Origin of the sequence: Nonomuraea gerenzanensis, assembly GCF_020215645.1 — a bacterium.
Taxonomy (GTDB): domain Bacteria; phylum Actinomycetota; class Actinomycetes; order Streptosporangiales; family Streptosporangiaceae; genus Nonomuraea; species Nonomuraea gerenzanensis.
This window is the reverse complement of the sequence record NZ_CP084058.1, coordinates 1,441,278-1,466,730: the sequence shown is the minus strand read 5'-3', so window position 1 is coordinate 1,466,730 and position 25,453 is coordinate 1,441,278. Positions and strand designations below refer to the sequence as shown.

The following is a 25,453-nucleotide window of genomic DNA, read 5'->3' as shown; positions in this document are numbered from 1 at the left end:
CGCCATGTCCTGGCAAGGAGAGGTGGGGCTGCCGTCCGTACCGGCGCCGCGCGTGGGAGACGAGCCCGAGCTGATGGCCGCCGCGCTGGCGGGCGACGCCGAGGCCGCGCACCGGCTCGGCAAGCTCTTCGCCCAGCACGGCGACCGCGCGGCCGCCCGGCACTGGTGGGAGCGGGCCGCCGCGGGCGGCAACGTCGACAGCGCCTACAACCTGGGCATCTGGCACGAGAAGCACGGCAGCCTGGAGGACGCCGTCACCTGGTACGAGGCCGCGGCCAGCACCGGTGACGCCGAGGCGGCCACGAACCTCGCGCTGCTCCTGCTGGAACAGCGGGGCGACGTGGGCGCGGCCCGGGTGTGGTTCGAGAGCGCGGCCACGGGCGGGTCCAGGACGGCAGCTCGCAGGCTGGCGCTGATGTGCGAGGACGCGGGTGAGCTGGGCACGGCCCGCGAGTGGCACCGCAGGGCGGCCGAGGGCGGCGACGCGGCGTCCGCGCACGACCTGGGGTTCCTGGCGTACTGCGCGGGTGAGGACGCGGAGGCCGTGCACTGGTGGGAGTGCGCCGCCAGGGGCGGGCACGCGGACTCCGCCTACTGCCTGGGCCTCTACCTGCACGCCAGCCGCGACCCCGAGGGGGCGGAGGCGTACTACCGGCTGGCGGCCAGGAGCGAGCATCCGGGTGCCGCCTCGCGGCTCGGCGGGGTGGCGCTGTCCAGGGGTGATCTGCGGGCCGCGCGGGCCTGGTTCGAGCAGGCGGCGAACGCCGGGCGGGCCCATGACCAGCGGATGGCCGGGTTCGTGTGCGTGGAGCTGGACGACACGGCGGCGGCCAGCCACTGGTTCGGGCGGGCGGCGGCCGGCGGGGACGCCGAGGCGGCCTTCAACTACGGGCTGCTGCTCATCGCCGAGTTCGGGGATCTGGCGGGCGGGCAGCACTGGTTCAGGCAGGCGGCGCGGGCCGGGCATCATCGGGCCGCTGTCGAGCTGGGCGGGCTGCTGTCGGTGGTCGGGGAGCACAGGGAGGCGCAGGTGTGGCTGTCCGACCCGCCGCCGCCCTCCTGGGCCCGCCCCGCCGAGCCCGAGCTGACCGCCCGCGCGGAGCTGGCCGCCTCGGCCACCAGGCGCAGGGACGGGGCCGAGCTGGAGGTCGCGGACCTGGCCGAGGTGCTGTCCACGTGGGATCTGATGACCAGGCCGTTGCACGATCATTCCGAGGTGCTGGCGTGGCTGGTGGAGCGGAGCGGGGCGCACGCCAGCGCGGTCGAGCACCTGGCGTCGGTGCGCGGGGCGCTGGTGCGGCCGGGCAGCGCGCCCTGGCCCAGCCCCGGTGAGCTGCAGCACGTGCTGGTGACGGCGCGCGACCTGCGGTGGCGGCTCGGCATCCGGTAGCCGGCTAGCGCTGCCCGAGGTGGAACAGGTGGCCGTCGTCGTCCTTGAAGACGGCTGACCAGCCCCACGGCTGCTGGTTGGGCGGCTGGGTGAACTCGACGCCGCGCGCCACCAGCTCCTGGTGCGTCTTGACGATGTCGTCGGCGTGGAACAGCACGTAGTTCGGCAGGTCCTTGACGAGCGCAGGCCAGTCGGGGTCGGCCTTGTGCACGACCAGGCGGGTGCCGCCGGCGGGCGGCTGCACCTCGATCCAGCGGTGCTCGCCGTACGGCATGTCGCGCACGACCTCGAAACCCATCTTGCGGCTCCAGAAGTCCAGCGCGCGCTGCTGGTCCTCGACGTAGACGGTGACCTGGCTGATGCCGAGCGTCATCGCTCCTCCTCAGGTGTGCGGGGGCGCGGCCGGGCCGTGCCCCCCTCACCCCATCACACCACTTCGGAGACAGGCGTGTACGCCAGGCCGAGCGCCTCGGCGACCGGCTGGTTCGTCAGCTTGCCGTCGTGCGTGTTGAGGCCGCCCGCCAGGCCGGCGTCCGACTTGACCGCGTCCCGCCAGCCCAGGTTCGCCAGCTTGACCGCGTACGGGAGCGTCGCGTTGGTCAGGGCGTAGGTGGAGGTGTTGGCCACGGAGCCGGGCATGTTCGCCACGCAGTAGAAGACGGACTCGTGCACCTTGTACGTCGGGTCGGCGTGCGTGGTGGGGCGCGAGTCCTCGAAGCAGCCGCCCTGGTCGATGGCGATGTCGACGAGCACGGAGCCCGGCTTCATGCGCGCGACCAGGTCGTTGGAGACCAGGGTGGGGGCCTTGGCGCCGGGGATCAGCACCGCGCCGATGACCAGGTCGGCCTGCAGGACCTCCCGCTCGATGGCGTACGCGGTGGACACCAGCGTCTTGAGCCGGCCCTGGTAGACGGCGTCGATGGAGCGCAGCCGGTCGATGTTGGTGTCGAGCACGGTGACGTCGGCGCCCATGCCGACGGCGATCTGCGCGGCGTTCAGGCCGGAGACGCCGCCGCCGATCACGACCACCTTGGCGGGGGCCACACCGGGCACGCCGCCGGGCAGGACGCCCCGCCCGCCGTTGAAGCGCATCAGGTTGTAGGCGCCCACCTGCGGCGCGAGCCGACCGGCCACCTCGGACATGGGGGCGAGCAGCGGCAGCGCGTTGCCCACCTGCACGGTCTCGTAGGCGATGCCGGTGGTCCTGGCGCTGAGCAGCGCGTCGGTGCAGGGCCGGGAGGCGGCCAGGTGCAGGTAGGTGAACAGCACCAGCCCCTCGCGCAGCCGGTGGTACTCCTCGGCGATCGGTTCCTTCACCTTGAGCACCAGGTCGGCCTCGGCCCAGACGGCGTCGGCACTGTCGATGATCTTCGCGCCGGCCGCGAGGTACTCCTCGTCCGTGATCTGCGAGCCCAGGCCCGCGCCCCGCTGTACGGTGACGTCGTGCCCGTTGCGCACCAGCTCGTGCACGCCTGCCGGGGTGACGGCGACGCGATACTCGTGGTTCTTGACCTCGGCTGGAACGCCGATCTTCATGGCGGTGGATCCTTTCGGGAACCGGCACTCCGTCGTACCGGATTGAGGGGTGTCAGAGCTGAGCCCAGGCTTCGGCGAGCACGCCGCGGAGGATCGCTCCGATCTCGTCGAACTCCTTCTGCCCGGCGATCAGCGGTGGGGCGAGCTGGATGACGGGGTCGCCGCGGTCGTCGGCGCGGCAGTAGAGGCCCGCGTCGAACAGCGCCTTCGACAGGTACCCGCGCAGCAGCCGCTCCGACTCGTCGGCGGTGAACGTCTCCTTGGTGGTCTTGTCCTTGACCAGCTCGATGCCCCAGAAGTAGCCGGAGCCCCGCACGTCGCCGACGATCGGCAGGTCGCGCAGGTCGTCGAGGGTCTGCTTGAAGCGCGGCTCGTTCGCCGTCACGTGGCCGAGGAGGTCCTCGCGCTCGAAGATGTCGAGGTTGGCCAGCGCCACGGCGGCGGAGACCGGGTGACCGCCGAAGGTGTAGCCGTGGGCGAACATGGTGTCGCCCTGCTTGAACGGCTCGAACAGCCGCTCGTGCGCGATCATCGCCCCGATCGGGGAGTAACCGCTGGTCATGCCCTTGGCACAGGTGATGATGTCGGGCACGTAGTCGAACTTCTGGCCGCCGAACATGGTGCCCAGCCGGCCGAAGGCGCAGATGACCTCGTCCGAGACGAGCAGGACGTCGTACTCGTCGCAGATCTCGCGCAGGCGCTGGAAGTAGCCGGGGGGCGGCGGGAAGCAGCCGCCCGCGTTCTGGACGGGCTCGGCGAAGACGGCGGCCACCGTGTCGGGGCCCTCCATCTCGATGGCGCGGGCCACGCGCTCGGCGGCCCAGATGCCGTACTGCTCGGGCGTCATGCCCGGGACGCCGGTGATCTCGTCGGCGCGGTAGTGGTTGGTGTTGGGCACCCGGATCGACCCCGGCACCAGCGGCTCGAACATCTGCTTGAACGCCGGGATGCCGGTGATCGACAGGGCGCCCTGCGGGGTGCCGTGGTAGGCGATCTGGCGGCTGATGACCTTGTGCTTGAGCGGCTTGCCGATGAGCTTGTAGTACTGCTTGGCCAGCTTCCAGGCGGTCTCGACCGCCTCGCCGCCGCCCGTGGTGAAGAAGACGCGGTTCAGCTCGCCGGGGGTGTGGGCGGCCAGGCGCTGGGCCAGCTCGGCCGCCTTGGGGTGGGCGTAGGACCACAGCGGGAAGAACGCCAGCTCCTGGGCCTGCTTGGCGGCGGCCTCGGCCAGCTCCTGCCGCCCGTGGCCCACCTGGACCACGAACAGGCCGGCCAGACCGTCGAGGTAGCGCTTGCCGTGGATGTCGTAGACGTAGGATCCCTCACCGCGCACGATGGTCGGGATCTCGGACTGCTGGTACGCGCTGTGCCTGGTGAAGTGCAACCACAGGTTGTCCTGCGCGGCCTTCAGGACGTCGTGTTCCGGCTGCGTCATGGTTATCTTCCCTCGTGTCTGAACTAGCCACAGTGTGACGGTTCACCTGCGGTTTTGCCAAGCGAATCGGTCGCAGCACTCTGCAAGAAAATCGGTATCCGCAGAACCGGTATGTAACAACGACGAAATCCGCAGGTAGATTGGCCCGCGGGTCAGACCGGTCCTCGCCTCGTTTCCGCAGCACAGGGCCGGTTGTGATCCAATGAGACGAATCGCTGTGTATAGGTGAAGAACGACCCCGGGGGACCCTCCGTGACTCCAGATCAGATCGAGAGCGCCGTCCGCGCCGCGATGCCACAGGCCGTCGAGGAGCTCAAGCGGCTCTCCGCCATCCCCTCCGTGGCCTTCCCCGGGCACCCGGAAGAGCCCGTGTTCGCCGCCGCCGCCATGACCGAGGAGCTGCTGCGCTCCACCGGGCTGCCGCGCGTGCAGCAGGTGCCCGTCGAAGGCAGCTTCCCGGCCGTCTTCGGCGAGGCGCCCGCGCCTCCCGGCATGCCCACGGTGCTCCTGTACGCGCACTACGACGTGCAGCCGGCGGGGGACCCGGCCGCATGGCGTACCCCGCCGTTCGAGCCGACGCTCATCGACGGCCGCCTGTACGGGCGCGGCACCGCCGACGACAAGTCGGGCATCATCTCCCACATCACCGCCCTGCGCACCTTCCAGGGGCGATTCCCCGTGGGCATCAAGGTCATCATCGAGGGCCAGGAGGAGTACGCGGGCGACCGGCTGGAGGCGTTCGTCGAGCGCAACCCCGACCTGCTGCGCGCCGACGCCATCGTGGTGGCCGACACGGGCAACCCGCGCGTCGGCGACCCGTCCGTCACCACGTCGCTGCGCGGCATGGCCGCCTTCACCATCGAGGTCCGCACCCTGAAGGAGGCCGTGCACAGCGGCTCCTTCGGCGGCGCCGCCCCCGACGCGCTGGCCGCGCTCATGCGCATGCTCACCTCGCTGCACGACGACAACGGCGACATCCGCGTCCCCGGCCTGCCCCGCGGCTCGTTCCTCGGGCAGGGGCCGTCGGAGGAGGAGTTCAGGCGGACCTCAGGGGTGCTCGATGGGGTGTCGCTGGTGGGCTCCGGCTCGCTCGCGGACCGGCTCTGGTCCTCCTACGCCATCACCGTCACCGGCCTCGACGTCCCCACGGTCTCGGGCGCCGTCAACGCCGTCCAGCCCACGGCCCGCGCCCGCGTCACGGTCCGCGTCCCACCGGCGGGCGACCCCAAGACCACCGTGAACGCGGTCGTGGAGTTCCTGCGCCAGGTCGCCCCGTGGGGCGTGCAGGTCTCGTTCGGCGACTTCACGGTCGGCTCCGGCTACCAGGCGGACTCGGGCGGCAAGGCCCGCGCCGCCCTCAACCGCGCCATGGAACGCGCCTTCGGCCGCCCGCCGCGCGACGTCGGCGCCGGAGGCTCGATCCCGCTCGTCAACACGCTGCTCCGGCAGTTCCCCGCGGCCGAGATCCTGCTGTTCGGGGCGGAGGACGAGGAGGCGGCGATCCACGCGCCGAACGAGCGGGTGGATTTGGAGGAGCTGCGCCGGGTCGCCACCACGGAGGCCCTCTTCCTCCAGGAGCTCAGCCTGCCTTCCGCCCTCGGGGTCTAGGCTCCCCACCCGTTGCTCGATGGGGTGGTTGGCCAGCTGACTCCCACCCCGATCGGGCTTCGCCGGGGGCGCTTCGCGCGAAAGGGCTTCGCCGGGGGCGCTTCGCGCCAAGGGGCTCAGGCGTTCCTGATCAGGCGCCTTACGGCGCATCCATGCGCCTCCGGCGCCCCCGCCCGCCCATCGCCGTGGAGGGATGCACCACGCCGGCACGCCCTACCGAACTGTTCGGTCAAGCCCCTGAATCGCTGCCAGCAACTCCCCCATGGCGGACGACGGATTGTCGTCGGGACAGCTGCTCTGGTGCCGAGCATGCCGTTGCGCCAGCAGTAACGCTCGCCGGACCGCCTCATGCCGCCGCGGCATGTACTGGTTGGGGTCGATGCGCTTGCCGCTGCGCCCGTCGAGCTTGCGACTCCTGCTCTCGGCCTCTTTGGTGCCGATGAAGGCCGTCTGGTCTTCGAAATGCAGAATCAGCCACAGCTCGAAGCACGGATTGGAGATGGCGAGCCGGATCCCGTGTTCCTGTGCTAACCGGATCGCCTGCTTCAGGTTCGGGTGGTTCTTCGGCCACTCGATGTCGAACACGCACCAACATTGGTCAACCTCGTCGTCGCGGCTCCGCGCGACTTGCCGTCCTCCGCCGGAGATCTTTCGCCTTGGTTCTCCGTGGTGCCATCCGGGTCAGCCGATCAGGCCGAGAGCCCGGAGGAGGTCGGTGCGATCCACTTCGGGTATCGCACCGAAACGTCCGTGCAGGTACGCCTTCTCGAGGTTCTGCGACTTCCGCACCCGCTCACCGGCGAAGTCCGCCAGCGCGCCGAGTCTGGTCACCGCGTCCTCGGCCTTCTCGGTCAGCCAGACCTCGTCCCTGTTGAGGTGGTTCAGCAGACTGGTGTCGTGTGAGGTGAAGACCAACTGCGCGCCCTTCGGGTTGGTGGCGGGGTCCTGGAACAACCGCAGCAACTGCTTGGAAAGTGTCGGATGCAAGCTCGCGTCCAATTCGTCGAACAGCAGCAGCGAACCGGTCATGAGCGCCGCCAGCACGGGACCGATGAGATGGAACCAGGTACGTGTCCCCTCCGACTCCGCCTCGAAGTTGAGCGGTGCCCTCTCGTGGGCCGTTCGATGCACGAGGCGTATCCGCCGTCGCATCCGCGGCCCATCCGGGTGATCAACCGCGTAATGATCGATCAGCACGTCGTCGATGCCCAGATCCGCCAACCGGAGCAGGGCCAACGCCTGAGCGCGATCTGCTCGGAAAGGCAGTGGCAACTGGTCGCCACGTGGTTCTTCGAACCAGCGGGCGGTCGAGCGCGCCGCTTGGTAATACGAGCCATGCGAACGACTCGCAGGCAGGCCGAGCGTCTGTGCCGCAAGCAACCAGTCCGCGAAATCGGACACAACCGGCTCGTCGAATCGTCTCGCGATCGACAACGCGAGCGCGCGGGGGCTCAACAGCCCGCGCGTGCCGGACAGGCTGCCCAGGCCGCGCTGGAGCTTGAACTGACTTCCCTCGCGTTCGAAGATCCGCCGCCGTTTCTTCTCCGGATAGTGGAACAGCGCCTCATATCGCACCGTCTGACGATCAAGCTCGACCACGTATTCGTATCTCACGCCGGCGATGACGGACTCGATCGTGAACTCTGACGGGCGTTTCCAGCCTGCGGCGAAAGCGAACGGCTCAATGGGGATCTCGTCGTCCCACTCGCGCAGGGACTCACGCACGGCCATGCGCAACCACGTGATGGCGGCGATGACGTTGGACTTGCCAGAGGCGTTCGGACCGAAGATCGCCGCAACTGGTAGCAAGCTCTCGCCGAGATTGGGCACCGGATGCGCCTCCGGTCGGTCTCGGTCGACAGCCACCATCGACAGCTCGACGGGATCGAGCATCGAGCGGAAGTTCGCCACCTCGAAGCGGATCAGCAAGGGTCACCTCTCAGCATCCAGGCGGCCAGCATAGGCGGGATTCCGTCGAAGATGAGCGAAAACCTGCTTCTCTTTGCATCATCGCCGCGGACATAAGGGGAAAGGTGGTCCAACACCGCCTGGTTCTCAGGCGCCGCGCCGATCTCGACCGTGAGCTGCGGGGGGACGCCGCGCTGTTGCGGACCCTGAGCCGCGATTCGGCCCGGATGCGGACTCCGGGCCGGGATCGGCAATCCTGCTCAGTTCGACATGCTGCTGAACATGCCGGGCTCGTAGGAGCCGCCCTGGTTGCCGATGATCACGTTGAGCCGGTTGGCGGCGTTGATCATCGCGATCAGGGCCACCAGCGCGGCGAGCTGGTCGTCGTCGTAGTGCTTGCGGGCCTGCGCCCAGGTCTCGTCCGACACGCCCAGGTGGGCGTCGGCGAGCCTGGTGCCTTCCTCGGCGAGCGCCAGGGCGGCCCGCTCGGCGTCCGTGTACACGGTGGTCTCGCGCCAGACGGCGACCAGGTTGAGCCGGACCGCGCTCTCGCCGTCGGCCGTGGCGTCCTTGGTGTGGAAGTCGACGCAGAAGCCGCAGCCGTTGATCTGGCTGACGCGGATCATCACCAGGTGCTGCGTTGCCTTGGGCAGCGACGACTGCTCGATCACTGTGCTGACGCCGTAGATCCGCTTGCTGATCTTGGCGCCGAGGTCGTTGGCGAACATGTTGAAACGGAGGTCCATGGGGTCGTCCTCGCTCATGGTCTGGTGTGCCGTCCGGATCGCTCTCCCCGGTGGCCTGACGACATGGAGATGCCGGGCGGCCCGTCCTTGTGACAGCGGAAGTTTGTGACGTATGCCACCGGAGAGGGGTGTCACGGATCGCTGGGGAGCGGCATCTCGTGTGGGAAGAGCTGGGCGGAGCAGGTAGGAGTCAGCCGTGAGTGAGCCCACCGAGCGGGAGCAGGTTGTCGCTTCAGGCGAGCCGGGCGCTTCCGGCAGTCGCAGGTCTGAGTCGGGCGCCGCTGAGCCGCTCGCCGGCGACGGTCGGTTGGACTCCGCCACCGAGGCGTTCGTCGCCCACCGCAACCTGCTGTTCACCGTCGCCTACGAGATGCTGGGCTCGGCCGCCGACGCTGAGGACGTGCTGCAGGAGACCTGGCTGCGGTGGGCGGGCGTCGATCTGGACGACGTACGGGATCAGCGGGCGTACCTGGTGCGGATCACCACCCGGCAGGCCCTGGGGCGGCTGCGGTCGCTCGGCCGGCGTAAGGAGTCCTACGTCGGCCCGTGGCTGCCTGAGCCGTTGCTGACCTCGCCCGATGTGGCCGAGGACGTGGAGCTGGCCGAGAGTGTGTCGATGGCGATGTTGCTGGTGCTGGAGACGCTCAAGCCGACCGAGCGGGCGGTGTTCGTGCTGCGGGAGGTGTTCGGGCTGGACTATGAGGAGATCGCCGAGGCGGTGGACAAGAGCACGGTCACGGTGCGGCAGATCGCGCATCGGGCGCGGGCGCATGTGGCGGCGCGACGGCCGCGTAGTGTCGCTTCTCCCGCCGAGTCCCGGGACGCGCTCGCGGCGTTCCAGCGGGCCGTCGAGACAGGGGATCTGCAGGGGTTGCTCGACATTCTCGCGCCGGACGTCGTGCTGCTGACGGACGGTGGCGGGGTCGTGCAGGCCATCCCGCATCCTGTCGTGGGGGCCGGGAAGGTGGCTCGGCTGATGGAAGGCGGGCTGCCCAGGCTCTGGAGGCGGGTCGCGATCACGCCGGCGCAGGTCAATGGTTGCCCGGCGCTGGTCGTTCGGATCGATGGGGAGATCGACAACGTGGTGGCCGTGCGGGTGGACGATGGTCTGGTGACCGGGCTGTACTTCGTGCGCAATCCGGAGAAGTTGTCGCGGGTGCAGCGGGAAGAGACTGCGGTCAGTCGCTGAGCGTGCCGAACGCGGGGCCGGGGCCGGGCCGGGCTCGCCCAGGGACGAGGCCGCGGGGTCGCGGGCGGGGCATGGGGTCGGGGCATGGGGCCGGGGCATGGGGCCGGGGCATGGGGCCGGGGCACGGCGTCGGAGCGGGGGCAGGGCGCGGGTCGGTGTTGACCTTCCCCCTGGGTGAAGCCGCACCATCGTCCGTACCGGTCGTGGTGGCCGGGACGAGGAGGAGTGGTGCGGCTGCTGACGATCGGGGCGTTCGCCCGGGCGGCGCGCCTGTCGCCGAAGGCGTTGCGGCTCTATGACGAGCTCGGCCTGCTGCGGCCCGCCGCGGTGGACGGGGAGTCGGGATACCGCTTCTACGACCCGGCGCAACTGGAGCGCGCCCGGCTGATCGCGTGGTTGCGGAGGCTGGGCATGCCGCTGGCGCGGATCAGGCGGGTGTGCGACCTGCCGGCGGGGGCCGCGGCCGGGGAGATCGCCGCGTACTGGGAGCAGGTGCTGGCGGAGACCGCCGCCCGTGGCGAGCTGGCGACCTTCCTCGTCGACTATCTGTCGGGAAGGGGCAGCACCGTGGAGGAGACGGCGACCCTGCTGGGGATCCGGTACGCCGCCCGGTCGGAGTCGGGGCTGGGGCGGACGAGCAACGAGGACACCGCGTACGCCGGCCCGCGCCTGCTGGCGGTGGCCGACGGGGTGCGGGGGTCGAGCGGCGACCTGGCCAGCGCGGCGGCGGTCGAGGCGCTCAAGCCGTTGGAGACGATGACCGTCCCGGCCGAGGACCTGCTCGGCGCGCTGGCCGACGCGGTCGGGAACGCGGACCGGGCCATCGGGGAGATCGCCGCTTCGGCGCCGTCCGGTGAGGCTGTGACCACGTTGACGGCGCTGTTGTGGTCGGGGTCGCGGCTGGCGCTGGTGCACATCGGTGACACGCGGGCGTATCTCGTACGAGGTGGGGAGCTGTTCCAGATCACGCACGATCACACGTACGTGCAGGCGCTGGTGGACGAGGGGCGGCTGACGGCGGCGGAGGCGGCCTCGCATCCGCGGCGCGCGCTGCTCGTGCGGGCGTTGACCGGTACGGGTGGTATCCGGCCGCAGCTGGCGCTGCACGACGCGGCGGCCGGTGATCGGTATCTGCTGTGTTCCGATGGATTGTCCGCCGTGGTGCCGGCGGGGTCGCTGCGGGAGGTGCTGGTCGGGCCCGGTGCGCCGCAGGAGGTGCTCGATGAGCTGGTCGCGCGGGCGTATACCGCCGGGGCGCCCGACAACATCGCCTGCGTCGTCGCGGACGTGGTCAGCCTGGAGACGCCGGCCACGGGCGCCGGTCAATGAGCCCACGGATCTCCGCCCCTGACGACGGCCGATCGGGCCCGCGAACCGCTGCCTCTGGCGAAGGCCGATCGAACCCGCGCACCCCAGCACGCCGCAAGCCGGGCATCTCGCTGGGCACCTGGGCCATCGACCGCCGCCCCCTCACCGTCCCCGCCTTCAGAAGGCTCTGGATCGCCTCGGCGATCGGCGCGGTGGGTGGTTCGTTCGGTGTGGTGGCCGTGCCGGCGCAGCTCTACGCGGTAAGCGGCTCCTCGGCGGCGGTGGGCGCGGCGGGGGCGGTGTCGTTCGGGGCGCTGGTCGTGGCGGGCGTTGTGGGCGGGCGGGCTGGCCGACGCGCGGGACCGGCGGACGGTGCTGCTGGCGGCTCACTGCGGCCTCGGGGCGACGTACGCGGCTCTGTGGGTGCAGGCGGCGCTGGGCGTGGGGTCCGTCCCGCTGCTGATGGTGCTGGTCGCCTGCCAGAGCCTGGCCCTGGGCGCGATCATGACGACGATGGGCGCCGCGGTGCCCCGGCTGGTTCCCGCGGAGCTCCTGCCCGCGGCGAACAGTCTCGGCTCCCTCACCCGTTACGCCGGCTCGATCATCGGCCCGGTGCTGGCCGGCGTCCTGATCCCGGTGGTGGGGCTCGGCACGCTGTACCTCCTCGACGCCGTCGCGCTCCTGGCGGTCGTCTGGGCGGTCGTCCGGCTGCCACCGCTGCCGCCGCGGCCCGGTCCCCGCGCCGGCACGGCCGGGCTGCGACATCTCGCCGGCAGCCGGCTGCTGGTGGCCGTGCTGCTGGTGGACCTGGCGGCGATGGTCTTCGGCATGCCGGTCGCGCTGTTTCCCGAGCTGGCCTGGCACACCTTCGGCGGGCCCGTGGGAGGCGGCCTCGAACTGGGGCTGCTCTACGCCGCCTACCCGGCGGGGGTGGTCGCGGCCGGGCTGCTGTCGGGGACGTTCACCCGCGCCCGGCGCCACGGTGCCGTCATGGCGGGGGCCGCGGCGGCGTGGGGCCTGACCGTGGTGGTGCTGGGGCTGGCGGGGTGGCTCTGGCTCGCGCTGGTGGCGCTCGTTGCCGGGGGCGCGGTCAACTTCGTGCTGAGTACGTTCCGTAACGCCATCACGCAGGCGCACACCCCCGATGCCCTGCGCGGCCGGATCCAGGGATCGCTCACCGTGGTTCTCTTCGGCGGCCCCCACCTCGCGAACCTGCTGCACGGGGCCGCCACCACCGTCCTCGACCACCGCGCGGTGATCTGGGCCGGCGGGCTGCTCACCACGGTCACCGTGGCGGCTGTCACGTGGGCGTTCCCTGAGCTGCGGCGGCTCGGAGCGGTGGCGGCCGGAGACACCGGGTGATCAAGGCCGGAGTGTCCACGTAGGCCGCTGGAGATGCCAGATGATCAGGGCGGGGGTGTCCTCGTAGGCCGCCGCGGCCGCCTCCGGGCATCGCTCCTGGGCCAGAGGGCCGCCGTGCCCGCCGGGTGTCCTGCCCCAGCGGGGCTCGTGGCAGCTCAGGATCCGCAGCCCCGCCTCGTGGATCGCGGTGATGTAGTCGCTGGCCAGGAAGCGTCCGGCCGTCATGGTACGGACGCCGTCCCGCCCGGCCACCGTGGGCACGCCACCCAGGTAGAGCGAGAGAGGATGGACGTCCGACAGCACCACGTGCCCGCCGGGCCGGACGACCCGGGCGAGCTCCGCCAGCGCCGGGCCGAGGGTGGGCTGGTGAGTGAGGGCCAGGGCGCAGACCACCACGTCGAAGCTGCCGGGCGCGGCGGGGAGGTCGTGCAGGTCGGCCTGGTGGAACTCGCCGCCCGGCACCTTGGGCCTGGCCTTGGCGAGCATCTGCGCCGAGGTGTCCACGCCCACGACCTCGTGCCCGAGGCCCGCCAGGAACGCGGCGTGGCGGCCCGTCCCGCAGGCGGCGTCCAGGGCCCTGCCCGGCGGGAGCGCGGCGAGAATGCCCTGCACCAGGGGCTCCTCCGCCGCGATCAGAGGGTTGCCGTCGGAGTCGTAGTGGGCGGCCCACTGGGCGTAGCCCTCCTCGGTGGTGGCGTGGCCGAGTGTCGTGCCCGCGTTCAGCGCCGGGCCGGGGTCCGTGACCAGGGCGCGGATCTCGGCGATGCGCCGCTCGACGTAGGCGGCGTCGCCGAGGTCGCCGGCCTGCGCGCGCAGCAGCGCGGCGCCTTCCAGGCCCAGGAGCCAGGCCAGGGGGTGGGAGTAGGAGGGCATGCCGACACCGTACGGATCGGATCATCGCCCTCGCGACCCGATTTCACCGCGAACGCCGTTGCCCGCCGAACCGCAGCGCGAACGGCGTGAGCATCGACTCCACCTGCACCGCGAAGCTGATCTTGCTGGAGCCGGCGTTGCGCTCCTCGAAGTGGATCGGCATCTCGACGATCGCCCGGCCCAGCCGCTTGCACCGGTAGTTCATCTCGACCTGGAAGCTGTAGCCGTCGCTGCGGATGGCGTTCAGGTCGATGCCTTCGAGCACGTCGCGGTGCCAGATCTTGAAGCCGCCCGTCGGGTCGCGTACGGACAGGTGGAGGATCGTGTTGACGTAGAGGCCGGCGAAGCGGCTCAGCAGCCGCCGGTGCCAGCCCCACTGGGTGGACAGGGAGCCGCCCACGACGTACCGGCTGCCGATCACAACCCCGGCCTGCGTGGCGAGGATCGTGCCGAGCAGATGCGGGATGTACTCGGGGCGATGGCTCAGGTCACCGTCCATCTGCACCACGAACTCGTCGCCGCGCCCCAGCGCCTCCTGCATCCCGGCGAGGTGCGCGCGCCCGATGCCCTCCTTGACCTTGCGGTGCAGCACCACCATGCGGTCGGGGCGCCCCTCGTTCGCGTGCTTGGCGAGGTCGTCGGCGAGCGTGCCGGTGCCGTCGGGCGAGTCGTCGTCGGCGATGATCAGGCGGAGGTTCGGCAGGTCCAGCGCGAGGATCCGCTCCGTCAGCTCGCCCAGGTTGCCTGCCTCGTTGTACGTCGGCACCACGACCGCGACGGGCGCCTCCCGCCACGGGGACGGCAGCGACCAGGCTCCTTCGTTCAAGACGCTCTCCTTGTCCGGGCACGGTGGCCCCAACACCCTACGGGCCCGAAAGATCGGGCGCCGCCCGGTCCGGCTCAGCCCGCCTCCGGGGGTGCTCGGGCCGGATCGTGGACGAGGCGGGCGACGCCCCCGGCCGAGGGGTTCGCGTCAGCGCGCGAGCAGGCGCAGGCCGGTTTCGATCAGGAGCCAGCCGAGGCGCCGCTCCCACGCACGCGCCTCGGAGCGGGCCGGTGGAGCCGGCGACCGGCGCCCTGCGACGGGGCGGTGGCGGGCGGCCTCGGCCTGGAGTTCGCGAGCTCTGAACCGTTCGACCTGAAGGTATTCGTCCGGATGCAGCATCGCTGCTCCTCGCTTCCTCGAAGACTAGGTACGGAACGGGAACCCGTACGTCTGCACGGCGACGTTCTCGCGCCCCTCCGTGTCACCCGCGTCACGCGCGGCCTCGGCGCGCAGCCGGTAACCGCGCACCACCTCGGTGATCTCCTCGCGCAGGGCGCGCAGTTCCGCCGCCTTGAGCGGCATCAGGGACTCGGAGGAGAAGGCCGCGTTGCGCCAGTCGTCGCTCCACACGGCCTTCATGTCGAGGTAGCTCTCGTACAGCTCGCCGCGCTGCCGGGCGTACACGCGGGAGACGGCGGTGTGCACCGCAGCGCGGTCGGGGGCGTCGCGGAAGTCCTCGTCCGTGGTGGAGATGCTGGTCATGACGGGACGCCACCATCGCTCCCTGGCGTCACCGCTGCCTCCTTCGACCTCCTCGATGACGCCGTGCTTGGCCAGCTTGCGCAGGTGGTAGCTGACCAGCGACACGGCCTCGTCCACCTGGTCGGCCAGCTGCGAGGCCGTCGCCGTGCCCGCGACGTAGAGGGCGCGGTAGAGCTTGATGCGCAGCGGATGGCCGAGGGCCTTGAGGGTGTCGAGGTCCTTGACGCGGTGGGTGTGCTCCGTGGAGGACATGCCTCCACCGTAGAAGCGAAAGAAAAATTGCGCAAGTTTATTTTTGGAACTGCCACCGCATCTGCGCGTAGTCGCCCTTGCGGAAGCCCAGCACCTTGGCCGGCGCCACCGCGAAGACCAGCGCCTCTCCCCCGTGGCTGTTCACGAACACCCCGTCGCCCACGTCGAAGTGCCATTCGGCGGTGTACTTGGCCTCCCAGGCGTCGGCCAGCCGCTTGAGCCTCGCGGGGTCGGTGACGCGCTCGGCCACCCCCTCCACCACCAGGTCCAGGCCCGTGCGCAGGGCGCTGGCGCCCGTGGTGAGCACGCAGTTGCGGTTGCCCTCCAGGTTCCTGCCCTTCTGCTCCTCAGCCCCTGTGCAGAAGTGCAGGGCGTCGTCCTGCCAGACGGCCATCAGCGTGGTGACGTGCGGGCGGCCGTCGGCGCGTACGGTGCTCAGCCAGAACGTCTCGGCGTGTTCGAGCTGCTCGCGGGCCTCGGCCCAGGGGGTGGCGGTGGCGTTGTCGGCGCTGAAGCGGGCGTCCAGCTCCGTCGTGGGTTCCATGGTCGCTCCCTCGGATCGGCTGTCACAGGGGCAGACCCGTGGAGCGCGGGAAAGTCATCGGACCGGCAGGTCGTACGTCCGGCGCACGCTGCTGCCGAGCCTGCGCACGTCGGCCCCGTACACGTGCAGCGACACCCCCGTCTCCGAGCTGGTGTTGCGCACCTTGTGGATGTCGCCGGGCGGCGCGAACCCGCTGACCTCCCCCGGCCGGTTCTCCGCCCGCCCGATCTCCACCAGATGGTCGCCCATGTCGCGGTAGAGCGTCTCGTCCTCGATGCCGCTGAGGATGCCGAACGTGCACCACGACACGTGGTCGTGGATCACCGTGTCCTGCCCGGGGCGCCAGACGACGCCGACGACCGAGAAGCGTTCCTCGGCGTGCAGGATGTGGGAGACGTACCGCTCGGGCGAGCCCGCGCGCTCCTGCGGCGTGAGGAGGTCGAGCCCCGGGAGGCGCTCGCGGAGCAGGGCGGCGACGGCGTGCGCGGTCCGGTGGCCGTCGAGCCGGTGGGCGACGATGCGCGACACGCCCGAGACGATCGGCGCGAGCCCCGGCCTGGTGACTGTGGTGGCGGCGGCCATATTCATGGGATTCCCCTAGGGAAAATCAGTAATCTGCCTTCCCCTCCCACGGTCCTGCATTTCCACCGATAGGTCCAACAGAAGTCTTCTGGTCGATCAATAGATAGGATTGATGAATGCTGGATGTCGCACGCCTGCGGGTGCTCGTGGCGGTGGCCCGCAAGGGCTCGCTGACCGCGGCGGCCAAGGAGCTGCACTACTCGCAGCCCTCCATCAGCCACCATCTGGCCCGGCTGGAGGCCGAGACGGGGGCCAAGCTCATCCAGCGCGCCGGGCGCGGCATCCGGCTCACCGAGGCGGGGCGGCTGCTGGCCGAGCGGGCCTCCGACATCATCGGCCGGCTCGACGCCACCGCCGAGGAGCTGGCCGCGCACGTGGGGCTGCGTTCGGGGCGGGTGCGCCTGGCCGCCTTCCCGTCCGCGCTGGGCACGTTCATCCCGAAGGCGGCCGGCCTGCTGGCCGGCGCGCATCCCGGGCTGCGCCTGCAGCTCACCGAGACCGAGCCGCCGGAGGCGCTGCGGCTGCTGCGGGCCGGGCGGGTGGACGTGGCGGTGATGTTCCGGTACGACGACACCGCGCCCGAGGACAGCGGCCTCCACCTGGTCCACCTCCTCGACGACCCCAGCTACCTCGTCTCCGGCACGCCGCCCGGGGAGCCGGCCGACCATGCCGAGTCCGCCTGGATCGCCGGGTGCGACCGGTGCCGCAGCCATCTGCTGGACATCTGCGAGAAGGCCGGGTTTGAGCCGCGCATCGCGTTCACCAGCGACGACATCGTGGCGGTGCAGGCGCTGGTCGCGGCCGGGCTGGGGCTGACCATGCTGCCCGGGCTGGCGCTGGCCGCGCACCGGCATCCGGACGTGCAGGTGGCGGAGGTGCCGGGATCGACGCGGCACGTGTACGCGGCGGTCTACGGCGAGCCGCCCCACCCACCGGCCACCGAGGCCCTGCTCACGGCCCTTCGCGAAAGCCTCTGACAGCGCATCCACCGGCACCGCGAACGCGCCTGAGCAGCGGCACCGCGAAGGCCCCTGAGCAGCGGCACCGCGCGGGCCTTCCTTCGGCCACCGGCACCGGAAAGCCCTTTGACGCCGGTCCTACGATGGCCCCATGCCGGATATCTCAACACTCGCCGTCTTCTGCGCGGCCACGCTCGGGCTGCTGCTCGTGCCCGGCCCCGCCGTCCTCTACATCGTCACCAGGAGCGTCTCCCAGGGCCGCACCGCCGGCCTGATCTCCGTGCTCGGCATCCACACCGGCTCCATCGTGCACATCGCCGCCGCCGCGCTGGGCATCAGCGCGTTGCTGGCCGCCTCGGCCACGGCGTTCACGATCGTCAAGTACGTGGGTGTGGCGTACCTGCTCTGGCTCGGCGTACGGAAGCTGATGCAGAGGGGCGGCGAGGAGAAGGTTCTGGAGCTGCAGGTGCAGTCGAGGCGGCGGTTGTTCTGGGAGGGGTTCGTGGTGAACGTGCTCAACCCCAAGACCGCGATCTTCTTCCTGGCGTTCCTGCCGCAGTTCACCGACCCCGCGGCGGGGCCGGTGGGGCCGCAGATCCTCGTGTTCGGCCTCGTGTGGCTGCTGCTCGGGATGGCCTCGGACGGCACGTACGCGATGCTCGCCTCCGCGCTGGCCGGTCGCATCCGCCGCTCGGCGCGCGCACGGCGGCGGCTGGACGTCGGCAGCGGCCTCGTGTACCTGGGGCTGGCCGCCTGGCTCACGACTGAGAAGGCATGACAAGCCGGGAAATTTCGCTGCCTTGATGCGATAGTGAGAAGGAGATCAGGCGCTGATCGGGGGCTTATCTTCCGTACGTAGCTGACAGGTAGCGGACCCATGGACACGCCACCACTCCGCCTCGGGCTCGACCGGGCCGTCGAGGTCTTCTCCGGCCATGACGACCTCGTCGGCGTGACCGGCTCCGGGTACGCGGTCGGTGCCGACCTGGTGCTGACCTCCGGGCAGGTGGTGGAGCCCGGCGCGCCCTGTCACGTACGGCCCTCGTGGTCCGGGCGGTGGCTCGCGGCCGAGCCGGTGTGGCGCGGGCGCGGTGGCGCGGACGCCGTGCTGCTGCGCGTGGTGGAGGCGGCCTGGGGGGAGCTGCCGGGGATCGAGCACAATCGCTGGGCCAGGGTGGCGGGCGGCGCCTACCGGCTGCGTTGCCTGGCCCGGGGGTTTTCGCGGGTCGGGGAGCGGCGGGGTGGGGCGCGGGATCCGGAGACGTTGTCCGGGCTGGTGAGCCCGCCGATCGGTGCGGTGTCGAAGGTGCTGGGGGTGAGTGTGCTCTCCCCCGAGCCTGATGCGGCACCGGCCTCGCTGTGGCACGGCATGTCCGGAGCCGTTCTGCTCGCTGAGCCCGCCGGGCAGCTCGTGGGCGTGGCCCTCCCCGGCTCCGGCGACGACACGCAGCGCCACGTCCTCGATCCGGACGCGCACGGGCGCCGCCACCTGGCCGCCGCACCCGGCCCCGGCGGGCCGGCGCAGCGCCGCCTGGACGCCGTGCCCGTGACCGCGTTGCTACGGGATGCGCGCTTCCGCGAGCTGGTGGGGGTGCCGCCAGGGCCGTTGGAGACCGTGTCCGAGCAGGACCGTTCGGTGGCCCTGCCCGCGCTGCTCCTGCCGGCCCGTGAACGGTTGCCGCAGGACTGCCCCGACTGGGTGTTGCTGATGGCGCGGCACGCGGTGGTGCCGTTCCTGGGGCGGGGCGAGGAGCTGGACGAGCTGCGGTCCTGGGCCGCCGAGCCGGTGCCACTGTCGATCGCGGTGCTGAGCGGGCGGGGCGGGACGGGGAAGACGCGGCTGGCGGGCGAGCTGTGCGGGGAGCTGGCGGGGGCCGGGTGGGACGCGGGGTTCCTGAGCCTGGACGCGGTGAGCGGGCTGTTGGCCGATGACGTCGTGGTGCTCGACGCGGTGCGGCCCACGCTGGTCGTGGTGGATCGGCCCGAGCGGTCCTCGCCGGTGGTGGGTGAGCTGGTGCGGCGGCTGGCCAAGCACGGGCACAACGCTCGCGTACGGGTGCTGCTGGTGGCTCGTGAGCCTGGGGAGGCGGAGTGGTGGCGGCGGCTGGACACGGCGGCGGGGGGCTGGCTCAGGCGGCTCAACACCACGACCGTGCAGCTCAACAGCCGTCCGCTCACGCTCGCGGAGCGGACCGAGCATGCGCTGGCCGCCATGAAGGCGTTCGCGCCCAGCCGGGCCGCTCTTCCCTCGCCGCCTCCTCTCGATGACCCGGAGTACGGTCTTCCGCTGCACGTCCATCTGGCGGCGTTGCTGCGGCTGTGTGATGAGGGTGCCGAAGGTGGTGGGGAGCCGGATCGGGCGGCAGGCGGGGCTTCGGGCGGTGGCTCGGGCGAGGCCGGAGGGCGCCTTACGGCTGTTGCCGAAGGGAGCCTTCTGGGCGGGGCCGCCGCAGGTGCGGGCGAAGGGCGTCTGCTGGGCGGGGCCGCCGCAGGTGGGGAGGGTGGCAGTGGGCTGATCGGGCGGTTCCTGGCGCGTGAACGCGGTCAGTGGGCGCGGGTCTGGCCGGAGGACGAGGAGCGTCTCGGCGACGCGACCGCGTGGCAGGCGGTGGCGGTCCTCACGCTGACCACGCCGACCCCGGCCGAGCTGCCCGGCCTCCTGACGACCGTTCCTGGCCTGCGCGCCCGGACCTCCGGCCGGTCGAGTGACGCCGCGCCCGCCCCCGGAACCGAGACCTGGGACGGCACGCTCGTTCCCGGCACCGCAGCCCGCGACGGCGCACTCGCTGCCGGCACCGCAGCCCGCGACGGCGCACTCGCTGCCGGCACCGCTGCCCGCGACGGCACGCTCGCCGTCGCCCGCTGGCTGACGCGGCTGTTCCCGGCCTCTCCTGAGCACCTGCGCGGCGGGAGGACGGCTCCGCTCGGGCCCGATCTGGTAGCCGAGCAGCTCCTGGCCGAGACCGAGGACCTGGACGCGCTGGTGCTCGCCGTGCACGACCACGAGGGGTGCACCGTTCATCACCTCGTCCGCATGCTCGACGTCCTGCGCCTGTCGGCGGGCAGGAGGCCGGTCAGGGCGGCACTGTGGTCGCTGGTCGCCAGCCGCCTGGGCAAGCTGGTCGAGGAGGCCGTGGCGCATCCCGCCACCGGGCTCGGTGACGCGCTGAATGCCGCGCTCGTGCTGTTCGCCGGCGACCGGCAGCTCGCCGAGACCGCATCTGCGATCTCGGCCGAACCGCCGGCGAAGGCGAGCGGGCCGCAGACGCGCGAGGCCGGCGGGCAGACGCGGGAGGGCGGGCTGGGGTGTCGGGCGCTCGATGTGACGCTGGCCGAGCTGGTCGTACGGCATCGGCGCGGTAGCGGAGGGCGGCTGGCGCTGGCCCGGGCGCTGACCTGGCTGTGCGGGGCGCTGACCGCCGTGGGCAGGGGCGGGGAGGCGGTCGTCGCGGCGGCCGAGGCCGTGGAGACGTACGCGGGGGCTCCCCCGTACGAGGAGGCGGCCGGGCGGGCGGAGGCGTTGTGCTGCCTGGGGGCGTGTCTGCTCCTCGGTGGTGAGGCGGACAAGGCGTTCAAGCCCGCGCAGGAGGCGGCGGCCCGCTACCGGATCCTGGCCGAGGAGGATCCCCGCTACGCGGAGCAGGCGGCCAGGGCGCACTACAACGTCGCCTGCGCGTCGCTGGAGCTAGGGCGGCTGGGTGAGGCGGTGGAGGCGTTCGAGGCGGCGGGCGGGGACGCGGCGCTCGCGTCCCAGCTGCGAGGGATCCTGGCCGTGCTGCCCGCGTCGATCGCAGGCACGGTCGCAGGCACGGTCGCAGGCACGGTCGCAGGCACGGTCGCAGGCACAGGCGCAGGTACAGGCGCAGGTGCAGGCGCAGGCACTGCGCGCTCTCCAGGCCCGCTGACCCCGTTCGAGGGGATCGGAGTCGCCACCGCGTTGCCCGATCTGGCCGCCTGCCTGGCCGCCGCTGCCACGTCCGCCGTCAAGAACACCGCCCCCACCAGCAGGAACGTCGCCCACGACCTCCACCTGACGGCCGGCTGGCTGGAGCGGCACGACAGGCAGGCCGACGCCCGCGCCCCGGCCGCCGAGGCCGTCGCGCGGCTGCGTGGCCTGGCCGCCGAGGAGCCGGGGCTGCGGGCCATGCTGGCGTCGGCGGCGGCCGTGCTGTCCAGGTTGCATGTCAGCCTGGACGACCTGGACGCCGCCGCGCGCTCCGCCGCCGAAGCCGTACGGAACCTGCGCGCCCTCGTCACCCTCGAACCCGGCGAGCACCGCCCCGCCCTCGCCGACCGGCTCCTCGACCTCGGCGAGCTGCTGCTGATGGACGACCGCCCGGAGGAGGCGCTCGCCCCGCTGCAGGAGGCCATGACCGTGACGGCGGAACGGGGCACGGACACCCTGGCCAGGGGCAGGTGGCTGCTCGGCCTCTGCCTGGACGAGCTGGGCAGGACCGCCGACGGCCTGGCGCAGCTGGAGCTGGCCGCCGAGCTGTACGACGTGCTGGCCCTGGAGGACGACGCCTACCTCGCCCACCGCGACGAGGCACGCGGCCGGCTCGGATCCGCCCCGCGGCCCGAGGAGCGCACCGATCACCGCGCCGAGGAGCCCTGGTTGCCGCCGGGGTCCCAGCAGGAGGAGGCGGTGGAACGGGCGGAGCGGCGACTCGCCGAGTGCAGGGAGGCCGTCGAGAGTGCCGGTACGCCGGGGAACGAGCAGGTTCATGCGTACCTGTCCGCTCAGGCGACGCTAGCCCGGGCCTGGGCGGATGCGGGGCGGGCCGGGGACGGGTTCGTGCTGGCGATGCAGGCGGCCGGGCTGCTCCAGCGGCAGGCCGGGGACGACCGTCCGCACGCGCTCGCCGTCGGCATGGTGGCCGCGGCGCTCGGGCGCTCGCTCGTGGGGCTCGGACGGTGCAAGGAGGCCATCCCGCACCTGCTCACGGCCATCGAGTCGTACGACCCGCACGCCGGGGCGAGCGCCGGGTTCCGTACGGAGCTGGGCCGGTTGATGGTGCTGGAGACGGTCGCCCTGGCGCGCGCCGCCTGCCCGTCCGACGCGGAGGCCGCCGCGGACCGGGCGGTCGAGCTGTACGAGCGGCTCGTGGCCGAGCGCGCCGCGCCGCCTCCGGCCCTGGCCGGGGTTCTGCGGCTGCAGGCCGGGATCCGGTTCACCGCGCGGAACCCCGACGGCGCGCTGCGGTCGGTCACCCGCGCGCTCGACCTCGTCCCGTCCCCAGCCACGGACGAGGAGCGGCTGCTCGCCGCCACCTGCCTGGAGCTGGCCGGGCTCTGCCTGGCGGAGCTGCACGAGAGCGACGCCGCCCACGACCGGCTGGCCGAGGGGACGGCGGCGGCGGCCCGGCTCGGGAGCGTTCCGCACGATCTCGTCGGGGTGCATCTGCTGGCGCTGGTGCGGCTGGCCAGGATGCGGGTCGAGGAGGAGGGGGCGGGAGCGGGAATCGCCCTGTACGCCCAGGTCCTCGGGCTGCGGCCGTTGCCCGGGGTGGCGGTGCTGGATGACGTGGTGGCGGAGCTGGGCCGGTTCGCCGGGCAGCCGGGGGTGGTGGTGGACGGGCTGGTGGGGCCGCTCACCGCGTTCACGGAGGCGCTGGAGCGGGAGGTGCCGCTGAGCGGTGCGGTGAGGCTGTACGACCGGTACGGGCGGTGCCTGGCGCGGCTCTGCGCCGGGGCGGTGCGGGCGGGGGACGTCGCCAGTGCCGTCGCGGTCGGTGAGCTGGGCGTGCGCGTCCACCGGGAGCCGGCCACGGTCTCGCCCGCCTACCGCTTGCCCCTCGCCTCGGCCCTCGCCACGCTCGCCGCCCTGCCCGGCGCCCGCACCGGCATTCGGACGGGCGCCCAGCACAGCGCCCAGCACGGCGCCCAGCACGGCGCCCAAGTCGGTGTTCCGTCCGCCCCCCGGACCGGTGCGGGCCTGGTGGGGCTGGCCGTGCACGAGCAGGCCATCGACCTGCTCACCCAGTACCAGGCGACGCAGGCGGGCGAGGAGTGGCCGGCCCGGATGCTCGCGGCCACCCTGCACCGCTACGCCGCCGAGCTGCTCGACCGGGGCCGGACCGTCGAGGCGCTGGCCCATGGCGAGCGGGCCGCCGATCTCTGCGACGAGCTGGAGGACCCGGCCGTCGCCGCCGTCACCTACGCGCAGCTCGGCTCCACCCTGGCCGCGCTGGACCGCCCGCAGGCCGCCCTGGACGCGATCGCCTGGTCACTGGCCGAGCTGGACCGCGCCGAGGAGGCGTCCCCCACCGAAGTTGCCCGAACCGGAGGGGGACCTGCAGGGGAGGCGTGGCAGGAGATCCCGGTGGAGATCGATCCGCGGCGGGTGCGGGCGCAGGCGATCCAGGTGCGCGGCCGGGTGCTGCGGACGTTCGGGCGCGAGCAGGAGGCGATGGCGCACCTCGTGGAGGGCCTGCGCCTGTTCACCGACCTGCGGGAGCCGCTGCCCGCGGCCGAGACGGCGGCGCTGATCGCCGACGACCTCCTGACCGCCGGACGACCCCAGGAGGCCGCCGAGTACGCACGAACCGCCACGACCGGCCACGAACCGGGCACCGTGAAGCACGCCCTGGCCACCCAGCGGATGGCCAGGTGCCACATGATGCTCGGCGAGCTGGCGGCGGCGAACGAGCTCGTCGAGAGCCTCATCCCGCTGGCCAGACGCTCCCCCGACGACCTGACGCACCGCGCGATCCTGGCCGACTCCCTGGCTCAGAGCTCGGAGCTGATGCAGTTGCTGCGGCTGGACGGCGGAGATGAGGCGGAGGCACGGGCGCGCGAGGCCATCACGATCTACGACGAGCTGCTGACCACGGGCATGAACGCGCAGGCCCTGCACACCAGCCGCGCGGGCGCCTGCCTCACGCTGGCCTCGGCGCTGCGGATGCGGGAGCTGGCGGCCGAGGCGATCCTGCCGTTGCGGGAGGCGGTGGCGGCGCTGGAGCGGTTCTCGCCGGGGAACCCGATGCAGGCGGGGCTGCTGTCGCGGGCGATGCTCATGCTGGGCGACGCGCTGATGGAGGCGGGCCGGGCGCTGGAGGCCGGGCTCGTCTTCCACCGCAGCACGCAGGTGACGCGCGACGAGCTGACCAGGGCGGTGGCGCACGCCCGGCTCGGCTTCTGCCAGCAGGAGCTGGGCAGGGACGACGCCGCCGACGCCGCCCTGCGCGTCTCCGCCGACCTGCTGCGCGAGCTGCCGGTCGCGGTCGCGGAGCCGGACCTGCTGCGGGACGTGCTGCTCGGCCGGCTGAGGCTGCTGGAGAAGACCGGCCGGACGCACGACGCGAAGGAGGTGGAGGCGGAGATACGCGGCCTCAACTAGGACGACCAGGGGTCACGAGCGGAGGAAGGCCAGCAGGGCCGCCGCCACCTCGTCCGGCGCCTCCTCGGCCATGTGATGCCCGCTGCCGATCACCTGACCGCTCACCTCCTCGGCCCACGCACGCCAGATCTCCAGCGGATCACCGTAGAGCTCCTCCATGTCGTCCTCGGCCGACCAGAGGAACAGGGTCGGGCAGGCGAGACGGCGCCCCGCGGCGCGGTCGGCGTCGTCGGCGGCCCGGTCCACGGTCAGTCCGGCGCGGTAGTCCTCGCACATGGCGTGCACGGTGGCCGGATCATGGATGGCCCGCCGGTAGTCCTCGAAGGCCTCCTCGCCCATGTGCTCGGCCGTCCCCCGGTACCAGGCGTCGGGATCGGCGTTGATCACCCGCTCGGCGGGCTTGGCGGTCTGGCCGAGGAAGAACCAGTGCCACCACGCCGCCGCGAACCTGGCGTCCGCGCGGGCCAGCGCCTCGCCGATGGGGATGCCGTCCATCACGACCAGGCGGGTGACCGCGCCGGGATGGTCGGCGGCGAGGCGGTGGGCGACGTACGAGCCGCGGTCGTGGCCCGCTACGGCGAAGCGGTCGTGCCCGAGCGCCCGCATGAGCGCCACCAGGTCGCGGGCCATGGCGCGCTTGGAGTAGGGCGCGTGGTCGGGGGTCGTGCGCGGCTTGCCGGAGCGCCCGTAGCCGCGCAGGTCAGGGCAGATCACGGTGTGGTGCGGGGCGAGGAGCGGGGCCACCCGGTGCCAGGTCGCGTGCGTGCGGGGGTGTCCGTGCAGGAGCAGCAGCGGGCTGCCGGAGCCGCCGTACCGGACGAACAGCTCCGTCTCGCCCACGTCGATCAGGCCGGCCTGGAAGTCGTCGAACATCCGCCCGCCCCTACCCGCGGC

At 72.3% G+C, this 25,453-nt stretch carries 21 protein-coding genes; 8 read left to right on the top strand and 13 right to left on the bottom strand.

Features of this window, described 5'->3' with window-relative positions; all coding sequences use genetic code 11:
• The first annotated feature begins 4 nt into the window (after window positions 1-4).
• Window positions 5-1,390, top strand: a complete 1,386-nt coding sequence (locus LCN96_RS07315; RefSeq protein WP_225271814.1) for a tetratricopeptide repeat protein — start codon at window positions 5-7, stop codon at window positions 1,388-1,390.
• A 4-nt stretch (window positions 1,391-1,394) separates the two neighbouring features.
• Here the strand turns inward: LCN96_RS07315 and LCN96_RS07310 are convergent, their stop codons facing one another.
• Genes LCN96_RS07310 through LCN96_RS07300 form a run of 3 tightly spaced genes read right to left on the bottom strand, consistent with a single transcriptional unit; the run spans window position 1,395 to window position 4,361 of the window.
• Window positions 1,395-1,763, bottom strand: a complete 369-nt coding sequence (locus tag LCN96_RS07310) for a VOC family protein (RefSeq protein WP_225271813.1) — start codon at window positions 1,761-1,763, stop codon at window positions 1,395-1,397.
• A 53-nt stretch (window positions 1,764-1,816) separates the two neighbouring features.
• Window positions 1,817-2,926 (bottom strand): alanine dehydrogenase, encoded by a 1,110-nt coding sequence (gene ald / locus LCN96_RS07305; protein ID WP_225271812.1) that lies wholly within the window; start codon window positions 2,924-2,926, stop codon window positions 1,817-1,819.
• A gap of 52 nt (window positions 2,927-2,978) precedes the next feature.
• Window positions 2,979-4,361 (bottom strand): aspartate aminotransferase family protein, encoded by a 1,383-nt coding sequence (locus LCN96_RS07300; protein ID WP_225271811.1) that lies wholly within the window; start codon window positions 4,359-4,361, stop codon window positions 2,979-2,981.
• 252 nt (window positions 4,362-4,613) lie between these two features.
• Between LCN96_RS07300 and LCN96_RS07295 the strand changes: the two genes are divergently transcribed.
• A complete protein-coding gene (locus LCN96_RS07295; RefSeq protein WP_225271810.1) occupies window positions 4,614-5,969 on the top strand; it encodes a dipeptidase in 1,356 nt (451 codons plus the stop codon).
• A 213-nt stretch (window positions 5,970-6,182) separates the two neighbouring features.
• On the opposite strand, the gene LCN96_RS07290 is transcribed toward LCN96_RS07295, so the two are convergent.
• The 3 genes from LCN96_RS07290 to LCN96_RS07280 all read right to left on the bottom strand — a co-directional run bounded on the left by LCN96_RS07290 (window position 6,183) and on the right by LCN96_RS07280 (window position 8,623).
• On the bottom strand, window positions 6,183-6,617 hold the full coding sequence (locus LCN96_RS07290; RefSeq protein WP_225275936.1) for an RloB family protein: 435 nt from the start codon (window positions 6,615-6,617) through the stop codon (window positions 6,183-6,185).
• 33 nt (window positions 6,618-6,650) lie between these two features.
• Window positions 6,651-7,898, bottom strand: a complete 1,248-nt coding sequence (locus LCN96_RS07285; protein WP_225271809.1) for an AAA family ATPase — start codon at window positions 7,896-7,898, stop codon at window positions 6,651-6,653.
• Between the two features lie 239 nt (window positions 7,899-8,137).
• Window positions 8,138-8,623, bottom strand: a complete 486-nt coding sequence (locus tag LCN96_RS07280) for a carboxymuconolactone decarboxylase family protein (RefSeq protein WP_225271808.1) — start codon at window positions 8,621-8,623, stop codon at window positions 8,138-8,140.
• A 307-nt stretch (window positions 8,624-8,930) separates the two neighbouring features.
• On the opposite strand from LCN96_RS07280, the gene LCN96_RS07275 reads away from it, so the two are divergent.
• The 3 genes from LCN96_RS07275 to LCN96_RS07260 all read left to right on the top strand — a co-directional run bounded on the left by LCN96_RS07275 (window position 8,931) and on the right by LCN96_RS07260 (window position 12,482).
• On the top strand, window positions 8,931-9,812 hold the full coding sequence (locus LCN96_RS07275; protein WP_263657533.1) for an RNA polymerase sigma-70 factor: 882 nt from the start codon (window positions 8,931-8,933) through the stop codon (window positions 9,810-9,812).
• A gap of 228 nt (window positions 9,813-10,040) precedes the next feature.
• Window positions 10,041-11,141, top strand: coding sequence for a MerR family transcriptional regulator (locus LCN96_RS07265; protein ID WP_225271806.1), 1,101 nt, complete (start codon window positions 10,041-10,043; stop codon window positions 11,139-11,141).
• Window positions 11,142-11,450: 309 nt separating this feature from the next.
• On the top strand, window positions 11,451-12,482 hold the full coding sequence (locus LCN96_RS07260; protein ID WP_225271805.1) for an MFS transporter: 1,032 nt from the start codon (window positions 11,451-11,453) through the stop codon (window positions 12,480-12,482).
• Here LCN96_RS07260 and LCN96_RS07255 read toward each other — a convergent pair whose 3' ends face one another.
• The 6 genes from LCN96_RS07255 to LCN96_RS07230 all read right to left on the bottom strand — a co-directional run bounded on the left by LCN96_RS07255 (window position 12,483) and on the right by LCN96_RS07230 (window position 16,267).
• On the bottom strand, window positions 12,483-13,355 hold the full coding sequence (locus LCN96_RS07255; protein ID WP_263657447.1) for a class I SAM-dependent methyltransferase: 873 nt from the start codon (window positions 13,353-13,355) through the stop codon (window positions 12,483-12,485).
• 43 nt (window positions 13,356-13,398) lie between these two features.
• The gene (locus LCN96_RS07250; RefSeq protein ID WP_225271804.1) at window positions 13,399-14,181 is read right to left on the bottom strand and encodes a polyprenol monophosphomannose synthase; all 783 of its coding nucleotides are present in this window, start codon (window positions 14,179-14,181) and stop codon (window positions 13,399-13,401) included.
• Between the two features lie 147 nt (window positions 14,182-14,328).
• The gene (locus tag LCN96_RS07245) at window positions 14,329-14,520 is read right to left on the bottom strand and encodes a hypothetical protein (RefSeq protein ID WP_225271803.1); all 192 of its coding nucleotides are present in this window, start codon (window positions 14,518-14,520) and stop codon (window positions 14,329-14,331) included.
• Between the two features lie 24 nt (window positions 14,521-14,544).
• Window positions 14,545-15,135: a winged helix-turn-helix domain-containing protein gene (locus LCN96_RS07240; RefSeq protein WP_225271802.1), complete on the bottom strand. Its 591-nt coding sequence runs from the start codon at window positions 15,133-15,135 to the stop codon at window positions 14,545-14,547.
• 37 nt (window positions 15,136-15,172) lie between these two features.
• A complete protein-coding gene (locus LCN96_RS07235) occupies window positions 15,173-15,679 on the bottom strand; it encodes a pyridoxamine 5'-phosphate oxidase family protein (RefSeq protein WP_225271801.1) in 507 nt (168 codons plus the stop codon).
• Between the two features lie 54 nt (window positions 15,680-15,733).
• On the bottom strand, window positions 15,734-16,267 hold the full coding sequence (locus LCN96_RS07230) for a cysteine dioxygenase family protein (protein WP_225271800.1): 534 nt from the start codon (window positions 16,265-16,267) through the stop codon (window positions 15,734-15,736).
• A 110-nt stretch (window positions 16,268-16,377) separates the two neighbouring features.
• Here LCN96_RS07230 and LCN96_RS07225 point away from each other — a divergent pair, with 110 nt between their 5' ends.
• The 3 genes from LCN96_RS07225 to LCN96_RS07215 all read left to right on the top strand — a co-directional run bounded on the left by LCN96_RS07225 (window position 16,378) and on the right by LCN96_RS07215 (window position 24,559).
• Window positions 16,378-17,238, top strand: a complete 861-nt coding sequence (locus LCN96_RS07225; protein ID WP_225271799.1) for a LysR family transcriptional regulator — start codon at window positions 16,378-16,380, stop codon at window positions 17,236-17,238.
• Window positions 17,239-17,371: 133 nt separating this feature from the next.
• Complete coding sequence (locus LCN96_RS07220; protein WP_225271798.1) at window positions 17,372-17,998, top strand: LysE family translocator; 627 nt, start codon at window positions 17,372-17,374, stop codon at window positions 17,996-17,998.
• Window positions 17,999-18,097: 99 nt separating this feature from the next.
• The gene (locus LCN96_RS07215) at window positions 18,098-24,559 is read left to right on the top strand and encodes a hypothetical protein (RefSeq protein ID WP_225271797.1); all 6,462 of its coding nucleotides are present in this window, start codon (window positions 18,098-18,100) and stop codon (window positions 24,557-24,559) included.
• A gap of 12 nt (window positions 24,560-24,571) precedes the next feature.
• Here LCN96_RS07215 and LCN96_RS07210 read toward each other — a convergent pair whose 3' ends face one another.
• Window positions 24,572-25,432 (bottom strand): alpha/beta fold hydrolase, encoded by an 861-nt coding sequence (locus LCN96_RS07210; protein ID WP_225271796.1) that lies wholly within the window; start codon window positions 25,430-25,432, stop codon window positions 24,572-24,574.
• Between the last annotated feature and the right edge of the window lie 21 nt (window positions 25,433-25,453).